Here is a 17365-nt window from a genome sequence, read left to right on the forward strand (position 1 = left end):
TTATAATTCTAAAATGTTTTTCACGTCACTGACTCAACGATGCTACAAAAACAACCACAAACTTTATCATATTGAATTCGACAAAGAAAGAACATCTCCAGATTTAAGTCAATAACGAAATGTTATTATATCATAATATTCTAATACTGCTATTGCTATCGTGCTCCTATTTCCGTAGAATTTTCGTGTTTTCCTTATTTCCCCAATAATTTACGCACATCAAGGCTTTAAATATGTCTAACCTCACCAACTCTCCTGAATGGCTAACTTTAAAAAAACATCAGAAGCGAATTGACCAGCTTGATATAAGAGATTTATTTGATGCTAACCCTAACCGGTTCACTAACTATAGTATTAAATTTGAGGACTTGTTATTTGATTATTCAAAAAACAGAATCACAGATGAAACCATCGTATTACTGCTAAACCTGGCAAAATCACGCGACTTAAAAGATCATATTGAAGATATGTTTACCGGTAAACGTATTAACAAGACAGAAAACCGGGCAGTCTTACATACCGCTCTACGCAACCGTAGCAACAGCCCCGTTTATGTTGACGGTATCGATGTTATGCCAGAGGTAAACCAAGCCTTAGAAAAAATGCGCAACTTTTGTGATCGCGTGCATTCTGGCGAACTTAAAGGCTACACTGGCAAAGCAATCACAGATATTGTTAATATCGGTATCGGCGGCTCTGACTTAGGCCCAAAAATGGTTACCAGGGCACTCACCCCATACGCAATCAAAGGCATTGGGGTTCATTACGTATCTAATATTGACCGTACTGATTTAAATGAAACACTGGCGCAATTATCAGCCGAAACCACTTTGTTTTTAGTCGCATCGAAAACCTTTAGCACCCAGGAGACTATGGTTAACGCTAAAGCCGCCCGCTCATGGTTACTAGAGCATGCGCATGATAACTCAGCAGTAGCAAAGCACTTTGTCGCACTGTCTACGCACAAAAAAAATGTCACTGAATTCGGTATAGACCCTGATAATATGTTTAAGTTTTGGGACTGGGTCGGTGGTCGCTACTCGCTCTGGTCTTCTATTGGACTGTCTATCGCCCTATATCTAGGCATGGATAATTTCGAGCAGTTACTCGAAGGCGCGCACGAAGCCGATAAGCATTTTCGTAACGAACATTTTGCCACCAATATTCCGGTAATTATGGGATTGTTAGGCATCTGGTATAACAATTTCTATCATTCTGATTCGCATGCCTTATTACCTTATGACCACCATCTGGAGTTCTTTTCCGCCTATTTCCAGCAAGGCGATATGGAGAGTAATGGTAAGAGTGTTGATATGAACGGCAACCGTGCGGACTATAGCACTGGGCCTATTATCTGGGGACAACCTGGCACTAATGGACAACATGCGTTCTACCAGCTTATTCATCAAGGCACCAAGGTTATTCCATGTGACTTTATCGCACCAGCAAAAAGCCATCATAATGACACCGATTGCCACGATATTTTGATTTCTAATTTCCTTGCACAGACCGAAGCACTGATGAAAGGTAAAACTGAAGAAGAGGTCAAGGCAGACCTGGGCGATCATGCAAGCAAGCTGCTCGTGGCGGCTAAAGTATTTTCTGGAAATAGACCCACAAATTCATTCCTGTTTGAACAGCTAGACCCTTATTCTCTTGGACGCTTACTTGCCTTTTATGAACACAAGATTTTTGTGCAGGGGAAAATATGGAATATTAATAGCTACGACCAAATGGGCGTGGAATTAGGTAAAGTATTAGCTCAGGCTATCACACCTGAGCTTAAAGGTGATCAGCCGGTAACAAACCATGACAGCTCAACTAATGGACTGATCAATTATTACAAGAAAATACGTTAGCCTTGCATTTTTATCTGCGTCTCGGACTCGGGCTTGCGTTTGCCTGCCTGAGTGCCTGTGATCAAAAAACACAGCAGCCCCCCCCCCTCTTTCCGAAAAATTAACACCCTCGCTGAATCAGCTTGAGCAGGTTAAAGAATCGGGAGTACTTACCGTATTAACCCGTTACGACCCAACCACCTACTACGAAAGTGCCAATGGCTTTTCCGGCCTGGAATATGATTTAGTACAACTATTTGCCGAACACTTACAGGTTAAAACAGCTTATATTCTTCCAGATACTTTCGCCGCTATTTTACAAAAAACTCGTAGTGGCGAGGCGGACTTTTCTGCAGCCGGTATTAGCATTACCGAAGAGCGCAAACAGCATTTCTTATTCCCTCCCGCTTATCAGCAAATTTCCGAACAACTGATTTGCCGCTCTGGCACCCACCGCCCTAAAGATGCCAAAGATCTGGTGAATGGTATCCTCGAAGCTGTTAAAGGCACTAGCCATATGCAAACACTAGAGAAACTCAAGCAAAGCATCCCGGAATTACAATGGCAGTCTAATGCTACTCTGGATACCGATGGTCTGCTCTACCTGCTAAATGAACGATTAATCGACTACACCATTGCCGATTCCAATCAAATGACTTTAATCCGCCGCTTTTACCCCAAGCTAAATGTCGCTTTTTACATCAGTCCCATCCGCTATCTTGCCTGGGCATTTAAAAAATCTGATGATTTAAGCCTGTATAATGAAGCAGTCATCTTTTTTAATAAAATTAAAAAAAACCATCGCCTAGAGCAATTAATTGAGCGGCACTACGGACATACCCGCAATATTAAATATGTAGGCAACTGTACTTTTCGCCTACATTTTCAAAGTCACCTGCCGCAATATCAGGCATTATTTCAAAGCGCTGCCGACCAACACGAATTTGACTGGCGCTTATTGGCAGCGATCGGCTACCAGGAATCACACTGGAATAAACATGCCGTTTCACCAACGGGTGTAAAAGGCTCAATGATGCTCACCCAGGCAACTGCCAGCCAGGTCGGTGTTGCTGACCGTACCGACCCCAGGGAAAGTATTTTTGGCGGAGCACTCTACTTACTGAAGTTTCCCAATAATTATTTATGGTAAAATTGAAACTATGCTACAACTATATGAAAAAATAGTCTTTTCATTCGTTTCAAATGCTATTGCCTAAGGGGAATTAAGTAGGGGTTTGCTATAAACATTGCAAAACCACCTAAAATAAACCTCGATACACCAGCATTGTGTATTTCAGCTACTCAATAATTGGAAAACTTCAGTCTACTTAAAGCAACGTCTGAAGAAAATTCCAGTTCGTATTCCAGAACCAGACCGCACCTGGTTTGCGCTGGCTTCATACAATATCGGCTTTGGGCATTTAGAAGATGCACGAATTATTACCCAGAAGCTCGGCAAAAAACCGGACAAATGGATTGACGTTAAACAATCCCTGCCTCTATTAAGTAAACAGGAGTGGTTTTCCAAAACTAAACATGGCTATGCCCGAGGAAAAGAACCAGTAATCTATGTTGATAATATCCGCAGTTATCTGGATCTGTTAATTTGGTATACCCTCCATAAAGAAGTGAAAGAGGGCCTGGCTATGCCCACTATTTTATCACCGGATAATTGATTTAAGTTTTTGCCGGACAAGCGCTTTTTGGTCTTAGGAATTCATGCTATTCTCTAGCACTCTTTGACTAAAACTGGACTTATTCACATGCTACGTAAAATCTTAACCCTTCTTGCACTTAGTACTACTTTAATCGGCTGTGCACATACGTCTGGTGGGATTCCTGCATCAAATATCCCTTTATAACTAGGTAGTTACCGTATCTGAGGTAAAGCTGTAGGCGGTGATTGTCAATACAGAATACTAGGTATTATTCCAGTAACAGGCGGCAACCAAACGAATTCAGCGCTAGAAGATGCACTTACCGATGTTTCCGCCACCACGGCTCTAATTCAAATAACCTCAGACACATATTTATGGAGCAATACCTGCACACAGGCTCATGCCACGGCAGTTGCAGCAAATTAAACAGTATAGATAGCATCCTGCGCTAAATAGCGGTAGAATGCGATTTATCAGAAAACAGTGCTTGAACTCGCGCCAAATCTCTTTGTTATCAGCTGTTATTCTGTTATCGCCATATATTTATTATTTATTAAGGAGTTTCAAAATGGCAACGGGTAAAGTAAAGTGGTTTAACAACACCAAAGGCTTTGGTTTTATAGAACAGTCTGACGGTGGCGATGATGTTTTTGTACATCACTCAGTAATCCAGGGTGACGGATTTAAAACTCTAGAGCCTAATCAAACAGTTACATATGATGTAGAGTCTGGGGAAAAAGGTTTATCTGCGGTTAATGTCAGTGCGCAGTAATAAATCAGCAATTAAGAAAAAGGCTCCATTACGGAGCCTTTTTTTTGCCTGCCATATAAGTCTGACATTTTTCCTCCAGCATGGGCATATTCATAAACTCACTAACCGTTGCTGCCATAAGCTCGATACCCTGTTCACTTAAAGCATCAAAATCAACAGGTTGAATATCTCGTGCACCTGCCCACTTAAATAATGCAGTGCAGGCATCAGGACTATCAAACAAACCATGTAAATAGCTACCTAAAATTTGCTGATCTGCTGACATACAGCCTTCCATCCCACCCTTATCCAGCTTAATCAATGGGTTTAACAATGCCAGCCCTGTCGAAATTCCGGCATGTATTTCATAGCCCTTAACGGGCACATCTGACATTAACAGCGTGCCAGTAACATTGCTTAACTGCTTGTCATTGGTCAAGGTTGTTTGCATCTCCAGTAGATCTAGCCCTGGGCTGGAGCCGGGCTGCCCCTCAATGCCATACGGGTCATGAATCATAGTACCCAGCATTTGATAACCACCACAGATCCCCATAAGCTTCCCTGCATAGCGCAGATGGCGAAAGATAGTTGCCTCCCAACCTGTTTCTTTGAGCCATGCGAGGTCATCGCGTACTGATTTACTACCTGGTAGAATAATCAAATCTGCATTGCCCGCTAAATCAGGACTACTGCAAAATTGAATATTCACTGCCTCATTCAAGCGTAACACATCAAAATCAGTATGATTACTCATACGCGGCAATCGTGGCACAACGATATTAAATGCTCGCTTCTGAGTTGTCGCTTGCCCGACTACCACGCTATCTTCAGACTGCAAATACAAATTATGCAAATAAGGTAACACGCCAAATACTGGCTTGCCAGTGCGTTGCTCCAGCCAGTCTATGCCAGGTTGTAAAATATCGATATCACCACGAAAACGATTGATAACAAAACCAAGGATACGCGGCTGTTCGGATAAACTTAATAATTCCAAAGTGCCGACTAAATGCGCAAATACTCCACCTCTATCAATATCTGCCACTAAAATAACCGGACAATCTACCGCTTCAGCAAAGCCCATATTGGCCACGTCACCCTGTCTTAAATTGATTTCAGCCGGGCTTCCTGACCCTTCTACAATAATGCGCTGATACTTGCCTTGTAAACGCTGGAATGAATCCAGCACTATAGGCATCGCCTGTGTCTTGTAAGCATGATAAGCTTTAGCGCCGAGATTCTTATACACTTTCCCCTGCATAATGACCTGCGCGGTTTTATCCGAATTAGGCTTGAGCAAAACCGGGTTCATATCAGTATGCGGGGCGAGACCACATGCCCGCGCCTGTACCGCCTGGGCCCTGCCTATTTCTCCACCATCAGCTGTGACCGCACTATTGAGCGCCATATTCTGGGGCTTAAAAGGTGCAACGCGGGCCCCCTGTTGTAGATAATAACGACACAGTCCTGTTACCAATGCGCTTTTTCCGGCATCAGACGTAGTCCCCTGTACCATTAATGTTATTGCTTGCATTTATTGTCCTTTAATGGCATTGTTGCAGCCCTTTTATTGATTAAGACTTGTGGCTAATGACTGTTGCACTTGCCCTGTTAATTGCTTTAATACTCGATGCGATTTTTGGCGAACCCAAAAAAGTCCATCCTCTGGTGTTATTTGGTGCATGGGCTAGCAGGATTGAAGAGTGGCTTATTTTACCTAGAGATAGGGTGAGTATAAATCAAAAGTTCCATGGACTACTCGCATTAATGCTTAGCGTGCTACCGATTTTCGGAGTAATATTGATCCTCGTGCAATGGCCGTTATTCAATGAACTGTTAAGCTCGGTGCTGCTTTACTTATGCATTGCCCCAAACAGTTTAAGACAGCATACCTTAGATATTTATCAACCCTTGCAAAAAGGCAATCTACCCCAGGCTCGACAGGCCATTGCCATGATCGTGAGCCGTGAAACGCAACAAATGGATGCTCAGGCAATCCGTAAAGCAACCATTGAAAGCACGCTGGAAAATGGTGTCGATGCGATTTTTGCGCCTATATTCTGGTTTGTTATCGCAGGCCCAGCAGGGGCTATATTTTATCGCTTAAGTAACACCTTAGATGCCATGTGGGGGTATAAAAATACGCGTTACTATCACTTTGGTTACGCTCCTGCCCGCCTAGATGATATTCTAAACTGGATACCCGCGCGCTTAACTGCCCTAAGCTATCTATTACTCGGCGATAGCCAAAAAGCCTGGTTCTGTTATCGACAGCAAAGTCCGCTTTGTGAAAGCCCTAATGCCGGTGTTGTCATGAGTGCCGGTGCGGGGTGCTTAAATGTAAAACTCGGAGGCTCCGCGATTTACCATGGTCAGCTAAAAAACAAGCCATTATTGGGAACTGGGCGCTCAGCTACAAATCAGGATATCCTGCGTGCCAATCACTTAATTCTATTGACCACTCTGCTCTGGCTGGCACTTATTAGCCTGGGAGAGTTTCTTGCTTAAACATGGCGGGCGCTTATTGGAAGCAGCACAACAATACCAAATCCCCTTAAGCAAATGGTTAGACCTTTCCACAGGGATCAACCCCAACGGCTACCTTGTTCCGGTTATTCCAGATTCCATCTGGCAACGCCTACCAGAAGAGCAAGACGGTCTGATTGCTGCGGCTCAGGAATACTACCAATGCCAGTCACTACTAGCAGTCGCAGGTTCACAGGCAGCCATTCAAAGCTTGCCGTTATTGCGCCCCACCTGCACAACCGGCATCGTTACACCCACGTATGCTGAACACGCTTATGCCTGGGAAAAAGCAGGGCATAACATATTAACACTGGCTGCTAATGAAATTGATCAGCAGATTAATCAATTAGATACCTTGATTCTAGTGAACCCAAACAACCCCACTGCCGACACATATACATATAGGCAATGCCTGACATGGCTAGAGGTTTTACAACAAAGACAGGGCTGGCTGATTATTGATGAGGCATTTATCGATTGCACTCCCGAATTAAGCCTCTGCAAGCTAGCGCCTTTAAAAGGCTTGATTATCTTGCGCTCTTTAGGGAAATTTTTCGGTTTAGCCGGACTAAGAGCCGGCTTTGTTTTAGCCGAACCGGACATATTAAATAAGCTACAAGAATTACTCGGTCCCTGGACACTGAGTAACCCAGGCCGCTTTGTATGTACTTATGCCTTGCATGATACCGCATGGCAAGAACAGTCCCGCCGGCTATTACAACAACAAGGCCTACGCTTAAGCGCGCTACTAACTAAGTATCAATTAAAGCCCACTGGCTCCACTCAGCTATTCCAGTGGGTACGCACTGATCATGCCGCACTTATACACCAGCAACTGGCTAAACAAGCGGTCTTTACCCGGCTTTTTAATCAGCCACCCAGCCTGCGCTTTGGTTTACCTACCGATGAAGCGGATTGGCAGCAATTAGCATCGGCTTTACAAATTCTTGCCAACCTAGATATTCACAACCATTAAACTAAGGAATTATTAATTTAACTGAAGTTTCCCAATTATTGAGTAGCTGAAATACACAATGCTGGTGTATCGAGGTTTATTTTAGGTGGTTTTGCCATGTTTATCATCAGTGTTCCCATTGAAAGAAGAAGTACCTAAACAAAGCAGCCTATAACCTACCTGAAGGTAGCACCACTCGAATATTTCCATCTTTTTGATTTTAATCACTTATAACAGCAAATAGACACTCTGTAGGCACCGTAAAGAAACAACAAATAATTTCAAATAAAGCTTGCAATTGCCGAAGAATTTTTCTAAAAATTTCCGTTTTAATCACCTCATAAACGGATATCACCCATGCTTAAAGACCTACCACTCTCTGAACATATTCACCAACACTGCAATGAAAGTATGGAACGTGCCCTGTTAGCAGAGCGTCATCCTTTGTGGGCTCGTTCATGCCCAGAGTTGAAGGATATCGACTTTATTCGCCTTGGGTTATTACGCTGTATCAGTGTAGTCGATAGTGGTCGCCATTTCCTCCAAACCAATGAACAGATTTATGGCCAGCTGCTTCCCCACTCAACGTATTTTAAATCACTGAAGTCGCATAGACGAACAAGTATGCTTGAGGCATTTGAACAGCAGAGCTATCATCTTCACGCTGAAACACTGCTATCGCAAGGCATTGATTATCTTAAAGCATTCCCGGAACTTGACGAATACACCATAGAAGCAGCGGATGGACATTTTATTGATCATGCCTGCCATACTGAAAAAAACAGCAAGGGGAAAGTTTATGCGGCCGGGGGGATTTACGCGTTGAATCTCAGAAGTGGGTTGCTCAGATTTCTTTGTCTGGTGACAAACGGAACTCAGAGGCATCAAGAAATACCTGTGTTACGAGATCATATTGAAAAGCAAAACAAGGGAAATAACAGCTCTCAGAAACATCTCTATGTCTACGATAAAGCCGTCACCGACTTTGTCTGGTGGGATCGGCAGAAACGACATGCTAATTACATGATTTCAATGCTAAAAGAAAATTCAATTGCGACTCTGGTTGAGTCTATCCCTTTTGACTCCCGCCATGAGATCAATACAGGGGTTGAAGCATACAGTGTGTACGAAAACAAGGGCATCAAATTTAACGTGGTGGATTACCGTGATCCAGAAACCGGAAAACTTCACCGGTTTGTGACAACCTTGCCAATGACTATTAACCCTGGAACCATTGCCATGCTGTATTTCAAGCGATGGACGATTGAAAAGACATTCAATAACACTAAAAGTAATTTCAAGGAAACTAAAGCTTGGTCTTCCAATACCCGCTCACTTGAAAATCAAATGCGCCTGACTGCAATGAGCTATAATTTAATGCGCGTGTTTGAAGAGATTTCAAAAACACAACAGCCAGAATTGATTCATCCATCGGATAAAAAATATAGCGAGGCTCTGGAGATTAGGCAGCAACAGGCTCAAAAACGAGATCGTTTTGTGAATCCATTATTTTTCCAGGCAAGAATATCTCGTATCAGCTCGTATACCATTCGGGCAGTTCAAAACGCAATAATAACAGGAATGTCTTTACAGTGCTTTATGAGCTCTCTTGTGGCGAGGTTAGTTTCACGGCCTCAATTGATAGGGGAACACTGATGATGTTTATAGCAAACCCCTACTTAATTCCCCTTAGGCAATAGCATTTGAAACGAATGAAAAGACTGTTTTTTTCATATAGTTGTAGCATAGTTTCAATTTTACCATAAATAATTATTGGGAAACTTCAGTTTAGTGGGTGCATTTGATTTTCATATGGCTGAACGCAAGGATGCCAAGAAAAAACCCTGGTTTTGCCTTCCTAAACCAGAGCCATCACGTAATGAAATTACGTTACACAGTTTGTCAAATGGACTACTGCTCACCCCGAATATATACAGGAATTACCTGTGGAAACGCAATTCCGTTTTTTTATTACAAACTACCCCTGTAAAAAATAGGCTATGGAATTCAATATGAACAAAAAAATAGCAGTACTGATCATGATTATCTGCATTAGCAGCCTTAGCGGCTGCGGTTCAAGAGCGACGGGCGGTGCATTGCTGGGAGCCGCTGGTGGAACGATAGTTGGTGCAATTGCGGGTGATGCAGGTATGGGCGCAGCGATAGGTGCAGGTGTAGGCGCTGGTACCGGCTATATCTCAGAGCAACAGGAAAGATCAGAGGCAGCTGCCTACCAACAAGGTTATAATCGGGGACTACAGCAACTGCCTCCACCGCGTTATTATCCCGTTAGGTGAAAATTAAATAGTAACCTGAGGTTAGGAAAGAGAGTTTAATAATATACAAAATTTGTAGGGTATGTTGAGGCGTGCAGTATCACACGAAAAGATGCGCTTCGTACCTCAGCGCATCCTATACATGTCAATATTGGCTTAATGGTAGTGGCGAGGTCCGTGAGAACTTGCGTAACAAGGTGTCTCACCTTACGTTTGTAGCCTAATTAAGTACTATGGAACCAATCACCGAGGATAATTAAATTCATAGAATAACTAGTTTAATCATCAGTGCTCCCCTATCAATTGAGGCCGTGAAACTAACCTCGCCACAAGAGAGCTCATAAAGCACTGTAAAGACATTCCTGTTATTATTGCGTTTTGAACTGCCCGAATGGTATACGAGCTGATACGAGATATTCTTGCCTAGAAAAATAATGGATTCACAAAACGATCTCGTTTTTGAGCCTGTTGCTGCCTTATCTCCAGAGCCTCGCTATATTTTTTATCCGATGGATGAATCAATTCTGGCTGTTGTGTTTTTGAAATCTCTTCAAACACGCGCATTAAATTATAGCTCATTGCAGTCAGGCGCATTTGATTTTCAAGTGAGCGGGTATTGGAAGACCAAGCTTTAGTTTCCTTGAAATTACTTTTACTCGATGTTCAAGTTTTTCCATCCCATTGCCATCAAACTCTTACCTTCACCCAGCAGAACAATACTTTAATGATGCTGTTGGCCCTAACCCATCTTCGTCACTATTGATGATGTAGTTGTTATAAATCAATTGGTTGAAATTTTAAAAAGTAGCCAGTTGGCACTACAGATTTTGTGTTTTTGTATAAAACGTTGGATTTTTTAGAGTATTTTTGTCGCATGTAAATTACACTCAAATAATGATGATTTTTTTGACAAAAGTCAATGAATTTATCGACAAAAATAATATAAATGGCACTACAAAACTTTCAAAAAAAACACCATTGATTTTAAAGAGAATTTTTCGACAAAAAATCGCTTAAACCGATGAATCAATGGCTTAGAAAGATGAAAGTGACGAAGATGGGCTAAGCGCCCTAAATATCTGCCAATCATATGTTTTCCTGATGGCATCAGTTGAAACACATCCTTTATTAATTCACCTAACTCTTTCAGCTTATCACCAGGATCTGGAAACTCTAGCAATGACGTGATGAACTCAAGCAGTACATCCATTTGAGACTTGCGCTGTAAGCTTCCTACGGTATACGCAGGTAGTTTGCTTTCAATGCGGGCTATTTGCTCTGGGTGAAGGAGAAGGCAATGGTCAAACAAAAGACTCAGAATCAGGCCACGGCTTGATCCCTCTTCATCTAATTGTTTGGCCTCACGCCCCCATCCTTCATAAAGCTTCCAGTCCTCAAAGAAAACCTCAATCAGCCATCTCAACGTATAGGCTTGAATAATATCTTGTGTGCGCCAAGTCAGGTCTGTCGCCACTAAATAGCGATAGTCGTTTTCACCGTCATATTTTAAGGCAATGACAAAGCGTTTTTTACTGTGTGAACTCACCTTTAATCGTGCACTGCTGACAGTCACTTTAATCTCTTTGCCGCCACGTACACGTATTATCTGATCAATGCCTTTGTTAATCGAATTAAAGTAGCTCTCGACTGACCTTATTCTACCTCTATATTCAATATTTTGGTTTTTACTTAATTGGCTAATCACCTGCGAGCCTCCAGATTCTTTAGCGGCTTCGTCCATAAAGGCTTTTTCACCATAAAGCGCATCAGCCAGTACGCCTTTAATTTTAATCAGGCTATGCGCAACTTTAAACTCTTTTAATAAGCCTAATGCAATCTCTGTTTTGGTCGGGTAGGCACTGTCACGTTCAGGCTTAATAGGCCGATCTTTTTTTGCTATACCGCTCTTTTTCAACCGTTTATCTTCTTTATCCCACTGCTTTAAGGCTGGATCCGGCATATAAAAGAAAAAACCGACAGGCACTGTAATGGATGAGGTAACTAGCAGCAATAATACTATCGTTTGTCCATTAACATACCCGCCGGAGCCTTTGTGTTTCTGCTTGTAAACCTTATAAATACGTTTTGTAGACTTAGATCGTGCTCGGTCTGATTCATCAAAGGCCAACACACCTTCAGTAATGCCATAACGTTTTAAAATTAAGACCACACTCACCCGTAGCAACCAGTCCCAGGGTATACTTGCTTTACGAAACAACCAGGATAATGCGGCTACTTTGCAATCTCCAAGGCTTGCTCGCTCAAACTTAGCCCAGCAAACAGAGTTCATTAGCAGTATGCACGTTAAACAAGTGCCCAACCAAGCGGCTTGAATCCGTGTCAAAGCGGCTCCGGGTTTTAGCTGATTGAGCGCATCATTTAAATCGTCAATATAGCTTTGGATAAAGGTGGCTGGGGCATTCATTAGCATGGGCTTACACCGATAAAATTACAACAACCTCAGAATACCTGATTTTACCTTCTCAATATCAAAAACTTGAACATCGAGTATAAACATGGCAAAACCACCTAAAATAAACCTCGATACACCAGCATTGTGTATTTCAGCTACTCAATAATTGGGAAACTTCAGTTCACTCAGCTGGGGGGGAGAATATGAAGACTCCTTTGAGGCACAGGATGCTCTGTTTTCTGCTATTCCGGTAGGTTTTCTAATGATGATACTGGTGAGTATCTTCTTATTTGGAAAATTGAAGCAACCGCTAATTATCTGGTTGACCGTGCCTTTGGCGATTATTGGGATTACCGCCGGATTACTGGGGTTTAATGGCTCATTTGATTTTATGTGCCTGCTCGGAGCCTTGAGTCTGATTGGCTTGTTAATTAAAAATGCGATTGTATTGATTGAAGAGATTGATCAGCAAATTGCCTCAGGTAAAGCGCCATTGACGGGTATTCTTGATTCCGCAACCAGTCGATTGCGACCGGTCGCGATGGCTGCAGCAACAACGATTCTGGGCTTGATTCCTTTGTTGCAGGATGTGTTTTTTGTCAATATGTCAATATGTCAATTACCATTATGTCTGGATTAGCCTTCGCAACAGTATTAACCTTAATCTTTGTGCCTGTGCTGTATTCGATTTTATTTAACATTCCTTATTCTGAAGAAGCTTAAAAGCATCGTAGGCTGATGATATGGACTCCTCTCCCTCCTATGGTGTTATCACATATTGTTTACAATAGCTTTAACTCTTAACATAATGCCAGTGACCATAGACCCTGGTTAATAAGTGTATCTGTACCTCGCAACACTCACCCACCTTGCTGGTCTTTTTGTCGTCTTCTGCGCTGTAGAAGTTTCGTAGCTAGCTATGCGCCACGCCTACGCCTTGAGGACGAACAAAAATCCTGCGCAATATGGGTAGCTTACTTATTGCGCGTTACCTTACATATTTCTTCTACAGAACTCATCCAATGCAAGGTATACTTAGTGCCATTGTAAGTTGACACTGTGATATTTATGCCTGTTGATATTTTAGCTGTCCTAATCCTCACGACTGTTATTCAGTCATTATTTGGTGTGGGCATCCTGCTGTTTGGCACGCCCTTGCTGCTTTTACTGGGCTATGATTTTAGCTATACGCTGTCGGTGTTATTGCCTATTTCCATTGCGATTAACATGTTGCAGGTAGTGAAGCATTACCACTATATCAATTTAGGTCTGTACAAAAATATCCTGATATACAGCATCCCGTTTATCGTTTTCTTTCTGTTTATTATTACCAATATCAAGGTCAATATTGGCCTGTTAATCGGGCTATTTTTACTCTTTGTCGCGCTGAAAAATTTCTTTCCGCGTATTGAGCAATCATTACGTGCCATAATCCAGTATGAAAAATACTATTTGATGATTATGGGTATTGTTCACGGCATTACCAATTTAGGCGGATCGCTGCTGACCGCCCTGGTACATGAGCAAGGCCATTCTAAAAATGTCACGCGTGTGACCATTGCCATATGCTATGCGACTTTTGCTGTATTTCAATTACTTACGCTGACTGTTATCGGCTATGACAGCGGTATGGCTTATACTGATAATATGCTATTGTTGCAAATTTCGGTGGTTGTGTTTTTGTTTACTGAAGAGTTTCTCTACACGCAAATCGATAATCAAAAATATGTACAATTATTTGCATTTTTCCTGGCTATTTCAGGCGTCTTATTAATATTTAAGTCATTGAATTATTAATCTAAATAACAATAAACCAATAAAGGAATAACCATGAATATCTATTTAAAACGCATTGCCAATTACTTCCTGATTGGTGTTCTTGCGTTTATCCCGATTGTCGTCGTCCTGCAAATTGTCTTATTTATGAAAGACTTTATCTCTGGCGCTTTTCAGTTTGTTTATGGCTACTGGGATAACTATTTTATTACGCTCATTATTTTTGCAATTAGCTTTTACTTCTTTGTTTATATCGGCTACCGCTTAAGCATGGTTGGCCGCTCGTGGATTATTGGTTCAATTGAAGAGGTTGTTAGCCGCATTCCGTTATTAAATTCAATTTATCGGGTCATTAAAAAAGTTGTCAATTTATTTTCTGGGCATGCGCAAAAAGAGTCGCGTGAAGTTGTCTTTACCGAATATCCAAAAGATGATGTATGGGTGCCGGCTTATGTCACTAATAAAGTCGATGATATGTATATTTTGTTTATTCCGACTTCGCCTAATCCAACTTCGGGGTTCACTGTTATTGTGCATGAATCCAAAATCATTAAATCAAAAATGAATATTGAAGAAGCGACCAGCTTTATCATTAGTGTTGGTGTTGACTTCAGCCAGATTGATGACCTACAGGTCTTTAAGCCTAAATAGAGGTTTTTTACATAGTTGTGAGCAGCATCGAAACAATTGACTTTAGCAATCTGGCCTTATCTTTAGTACCCGCATTACTGGTGCTGTTGATTTTTGCATACTGGTCATTAAATGTCTGGCACTCGGTTTATGCACTAACCCGTATGCTTGCTCAGCTAGCCTTAGTAGGTTATGCCTTGGCTTTTATCTTTGCCTCACAGGATAGTGGCATCATTCTGCTGATTTTGTCCATTATGTGTACGGCTTCAAGCTGGATTGCGTTAAGCACAGTCACCGAGCAGCGCTTAAGCCTGTATAAATACGCCTTGCTGGCGATTACTTTAGGAGGAGGGCTAACGCTAGCGTTAATTACCCAGGGTACGCTACATTTAACCCCCTGGTATGCGCCGCACTATATGGTGCCTATTGCCGGAATGGTGTTCGCTAATAGCATGAACAGTGTGAGTCTTGCAGCCGAGCGATTACATGCCGAGTTACTGAATAAGCATAATTATACTGAGGCGCGTAATACTGCATTTCAGGCTGCGATGATTCCGGTTATTAACTCTTTATTCGCCGTGGGTTTAGTGTCCTTACCGGGGATGATGACCGGGCAGATACTCTCGGGCATCTCGCCGTTTATTGCTGCCCGATATCAAATTATGGTAATGGCAATGATTTTTGGATCGTCTGGCTTGTCATCTGCACTGTACCTAATTCTTGTTAAACCCTCTTATGCCAGACTGAAGCTATGAGCTTTAAACCTGCCGCTACTTTTTCCCATAGCTCAACCATTCAGTTACAACTAATAAAGCATCAGCGCATGCTACGCATTATCCTGGCTGCAAGCCCTAAACAACTACGGGCGCATATTAAGGATTGCGTGATTAATAATAATAGTTTAATGATTTATGTCAGCTCTCCCGCCTGGGCATCTCAGCTGCGTTTTTGTACCACAAAAATTCAGCAGGCAGTTACCGCGCAGAGTAATGAAAGGATTAACAAGATTCGCATCAGAGCACTAAGGCCTGAGCCTTTTAAGATGCAGAAAGAAGTACAAAAAACAATCCCGTCAACTGAAAATATAGAGCTGCTTCGAGATAATGCCAACCATCTGGCAGAGGGTAAATTAAAAGAGGCTTTATTAGGATTAAGTAAAGCGTTAAAAAAACAGCGTCGCTAAGATATACAATATAATAAAGGCCGTGCCTGCTATACGTTTTTTGTCTGATATTTTTTCGGAATTAAGAACATGGGGGATGAGTCTATTTTAAAATATGGAGTAGCTTGTTTGTGGTCAGCTATATCCTTTCTCAATAATTAATTTGGCTGCATCTTGTTTAAATTCAAGACTATATACAGGTCTTTTTGGTTTAGTTTGCTTACCCATATTCACTGCTAATGATATTATAAATCTGTCTTTAGAAGTGCCCTGTTTTATTCAACCATTTCAATCACAAAGTGTCAGCTAAGCTAATCAGTACATGTAAGCACTAGCAGCAGCTGTTATGAGCGCGTACGCTATAACTCGATGTTCAAGTTTTTCCATCCCATTGCCATCAAACTCTTACCTTCACCCAGCAGAACAATACTTTAATGATGCTGTTGGCCCTAAGCGCCCTAAATCTCTGCCAATCATATGTTTTCCTGATGGCATCAGTTGAAACACATCCTTTATTAATTCACCTAACTCTTTCAGCTTATCACCAGGATCTGGAAACTCTAGCAATGACGTGATGAACTTAAGCAGTACATCCATTTGAGACTTGCGCTGTAAGCTTCCTACGGTATACGCAGGTAGTTTGCTTTCAATGCGGGCTATTTGCTCTGGGTGAAGGAGAAGGCAATGGTCAAACAAAAGACTCAGAATCAGGCCACGGCTTGATCCCTCTTCATCTAATTGTTTGGCCTCACGCCCCCATCCTTCATAAAGCTTCCAGTCCTCAAAGAAAACCTCAATCAGCCATCTCAACGTATAGGCTTGAATAATATCTTGTGTGCGCCAAGTCAGGTCTGTCGCCACTAAATAGCGATAGTCGTTTTCACCGTCATATTTTAAGGCAATGACAAAGCGTTTTTTACTGTGAGAACTCACCTTCAATCGTGCACTGCTGACAGTCACTTTAATCTCTTTGCCGCCACGTACACGTATTATCTGATCAATGCCTTTGTTAATCGAATTAAAGTAGCTCTCGACTGACCTTATTCTACCTCTATATTCAATATTTTGGTTTTTACGTAATTGGCTAATCACCTACGAGCCTCCAGATTCTTTAACGGCTTCGTCCATAAAGGCTTTTTCACCATACAGCGCATCAGCCAGTACGCCTTTAATTTTAATCAGGCTATGCGCAACTTTAAACTCTTTTAATAAGCCTAATGCAATCTCTGTTTTGGTCGGGTAGGCACTGTCACGTTCAGGCTTAATAGGCCGATCTTTTTTTGCTATACCGCTCTTTTTCAACCCTTTATCTTCTTTATCCCACTGCTTTAAGGCTGGATCCGGCATATAAAAGAAAAAACCGACAGGCACTGTTTGGGG

At 42.0% G+C, this 17365-nt stretch carries 16 protein-coding genes and 1 pseudogene; 12 read left to right on the forward strand and 5 right to left on the reverse strand.

The window, feature by feature from the left end:
* Positions 1–233: 233 nt before the first annotated feature.
* From pgi to K6984_RS05355, 3 genes are all read left to right on the forward strand, one after another.
* Complete coding sequence (gene pgi / locus K6984_RS05345) at positions 234–1859, forward strand: glucose-6-phosphate isomerase (protein ID WP_221894567.1); 1626 nt, start codon at positions 234–236, stop codon at positions 1857–1859.
* A 112-nt stretch (positions 1860–1971) separates the two neighbouring features.
* Positions 1972–2988, forward strand: a complete 1017-nt coding sequence (gene mltF, locus K6984_RS05350) for a membrane-bound lytic murein transglycosylase MltF (protein WP_221894810.1) — start codon at positions 1972–1974, stop codon at positions 2986–2988.
* A 1076-nt stretch (positions 2989–4064) separates the two neighbouring features.
* Positions 4065–4268 (forward strand): cold-shock protein, encoded by a 204-nt coding sequence (locus K6984_RS05355; RefSeq protein WP_221894811.1) that lies wholly within the window; start codon positions 4065–4067, stop codon positions 4266–4268.
* A 28-nt stretch (positions 4269–4296) separates the two neighbouring features.
* Here the strand turns inward: K6984_RS05355 and K6984_RS05360 are convergent, their stop codons facing one another.
* Positions 4297–5781, reverse strand: coding sequence for a cobyric acid synthase (locus tag K6984_RS05360; protein WP_221894568.1), 1485 nt, complete (start codon positions 5779–5781; stop codon positions 4297–4299).
* 56 nt (positions 5782–5837) lie between these two features.
* On the opposite strand from K6984_RS05360, the gene cbiB reads away from it, so the two are divergent.
* From cbiB to K6984_RS05380, 4 genes are all read left to right on the forward strand, one after another.
* Positions 5838–6755 (forward strand): adenosylcobinamide-phosphate synthase CbiB, encoded by a 918-nt coding sequence (cbiB, locus tag K6984_RS05365; protein WP_221894569.1) that lies wholly within the window; start codon positions 5838–5840, stop codon positions 6753–6755.
* A complete protein-coding gene (cobD, locus tag K6984_RS05370; RefSeq protein WP_221894570.1) occupies positions 6748–7749 on the forward strand; it encodes a threonine-phosphate decarboxylase CobD in 1002 nt (333 codons plus the stop codon). The genes cbiB and cobD overlap by 8 nt, the downstream gene beginning before the upstream one ends.
* 336 nt (positions 7750–8085) lie before the next feature.
* The gene (locus tag K6984_RS05375) at positions 8086–9384 is read left to right on the forward strand and encodes a transposase (protein ID WP_221894571.1); all 1299 of its coding nucleotides are present in this window, start codon (positions 8086–8088) and stop codon (positions 9382–9384) included.
* A gap of 383 nt (positions 9385–9767) precedes the next feature.
* Entirely contained in the window at positions 9768–10025 is a 258-nt protein-coding gene (locus tag K6984_RS05380; protein WP_263458665.1) for a YMGG-like glycine zipper-containing protein, read from the forward strand.
* 402 nt (positions 10026–10427) lie between these two features.
* On the opposite strand, the gene K6984_RS05385 is transcribed toward K6984_RS05380, so the two are convergent.
* Both K6984_RS05385 and K6984_RS05390 read right to left on the reverse strand, forming a co-directional pair.
* Complete coding sequence (locus K6984_RS05385) at positions 10428–10598, reverse strand: hypothetical protein (RefSeq protein WP_221894572.1); 171 nt, start codon at positions 10596–10598, stop codon at positions 10428–10430.
* 358 nt (positions 10599–10956) lie between these two features.
* Positions 10957–12435 carry a transposase gene (locus K6984_RS05390; protein ID WP_230987920.1) on the reverse strand — a complete coding sequence of 493 codons (1479 nt, stop codon included), beginning with the start codon at positions 12433–12435 and terminating at the stop codon, positions 10957–10959.
* A gap of 163 nt (positions 12436–12598) precedes the next feature.
* On the opposite strand from K6984_RS05390, the pseudogene K6984_RS05395 reads away from it, so the two are divergent.
* The 5 genes and pseudogenes from K6984_RS05395 to K6984_RS05415 form a co-directional block, all read left to right on the forward strand.
* A pseudogene (locus tag K6984_RS05395) lies at positions 12599–13140 on the forward strand (efflux RND transporter permease subunit); the annotation flags it as partial.
* A gap of 345 nt (positions 13141–13485) precedes the next feature.
* Entirely contained in the window at positions 13486–14214 is a 729-nt protein-coding gene (locus K6984_RS05400; RefSeq protein ID WP_221894573.1) for a TSUP family transporter, read from the forward strand.
* A gap of 33 nt (positions 14215–14247) precedes the next feature.
* On the forward strand, positions 14248–14844 hold the full coding sequence (locus tag K6984_RS05405) for a DUF502 domain-containing protein (protein WP_221894574.1): 597 nt from the start codon (positions 14248–14250) through the stop codon (positions 14842–14844).
* Positions 14845–14861: 17 nt separating this feature from the next.
* Positions 14862–15578: an ABC transporter permease gene (locus K6984_RS05410; protein ID WP_230987921.1), complete on the forward strand. Its 717-nt coding sequence runs from the start codon at positions 14862–14864 to the stop codon at positions 15576–15578.
* A complete protein-coding gene (locus K6984_RS05415; protein WP_221894575.1) occupies positions 15575–16006 on the forward strand; it encodes a DciA family protein in 432 nt (143 codons plus the stop codon). The genes K6984_RS05410 and K6984_RS05415 overlap by 4 nt, the downstream gene beginning before the upstream one ends.
* Positions 16007–16396: 390 nt before the next feature.
* On the opposite strand, the gene K6984_RS05420 is transcribed toward K6984_RS05415, so the two are convergent.
* Positions 16397–17077, reverse strand: coding sequence for a hypothetical protein (locus K6984_RS05420; protein ID WP_221894576.1), 681 nt, complete (start codon positions 17075–17077; stop codon positions 16397–16399).
* Entirely contained in the window at positions 17078–17356 is a 279-nt protein-coding gene (locus K6984_RS05425; protein ID WP_221894577.1) for a hypothetical protein, read from the reverse strand. It abuts the gene before it with no gap.
* Positions 17357–17365 lie beyond the last annotated feature (9 nt).

It is taken from the genome of Bathymodiolus japonicus methanotrophic gill symbiont (assembly GCF_019721995.1).
Classification (GTDB): Bacteria; Pseudomonadota; Gammaproteobacteria; order Methylococcales; family Methylomonadaceae; genus Methyloprofundus.

Bases quoted from the DNA above. Each gene is read 5' to 3' on its own strand.
- K6984_RS05360 (WP_221894568.1), bottom strand. From the start codon at position 5,781: ATGCAAGCAATAACATTAATGGTACAGGGGACTACGTCTGATGCCGGA.
- pgi (WP_221894567.1), top strand. From the start codon at position 234: ATGTCTAACCTCACCAACTCTCCTGAATGGCTAACTTTAAAAAAACAT.
- K6984_RS05385 (WP_221894572.1), bottom strand. From the start codon at position 10,598: ATGCGCCTGACTGCAATGAGCTATAATTTAATGCGCGTGTTTGAAGAG.
- K6984_RS05355 (WP_221894811.1), top strand. From the start codon at position 4,065: ATGGCAACGGGTAAAGTAAAGTGGTTTAACAACACCAAAGGCTTTGGT.
- cbiB (WP_221894569.1), top strand. From the start codon at position 5,838: ATGACTGTTGCACTTGCCCTGTTAATTGCTTTAATACTCGATGCGATT.
- K6984_RS05390 (WP_230987920.1), bottom strand. From the start codon at position 12,435: ATGCTAATGAATGCCCCAGCCACCTTTATCCAAAGCTATATTGACGAT.
- K6984_RS05380 (WP_263458665.1), top strand. From the start codon at position 9,768: ATGATTATCTGCATTAGCAGCCTTAGCGGCTGCGGTTCAAGAGCGACG.
- K6984_RS05400 (WP_221894573.1), top strand. From the start codon at position 13,486: ATGCCTGTTGATATTTTAGCTGTCCTAATCCTCACGACTGTTATTCAG.
- K6984_RS05405 (WP_221894574.1), top strand. From the start codon at position 14,248: ATGAATATCTATTTAAAACGCATTGCCAATTACTTCCTGATTGGTGTT.
- K6984_RS05375 (WP_221894571.1), top strand. From the start codon at position 8,086: ATGCTTAAAGACCTACCACTCTCTGAACATATTCACCAACACTGCAAT.
- K6984_RS05415 (WP_221894575.1), top strand. From the start codon at position 15,575: ATGAGCTTTAAACCTGCCGCTACTTTTTCCCATAGCTCAACCATTCAG.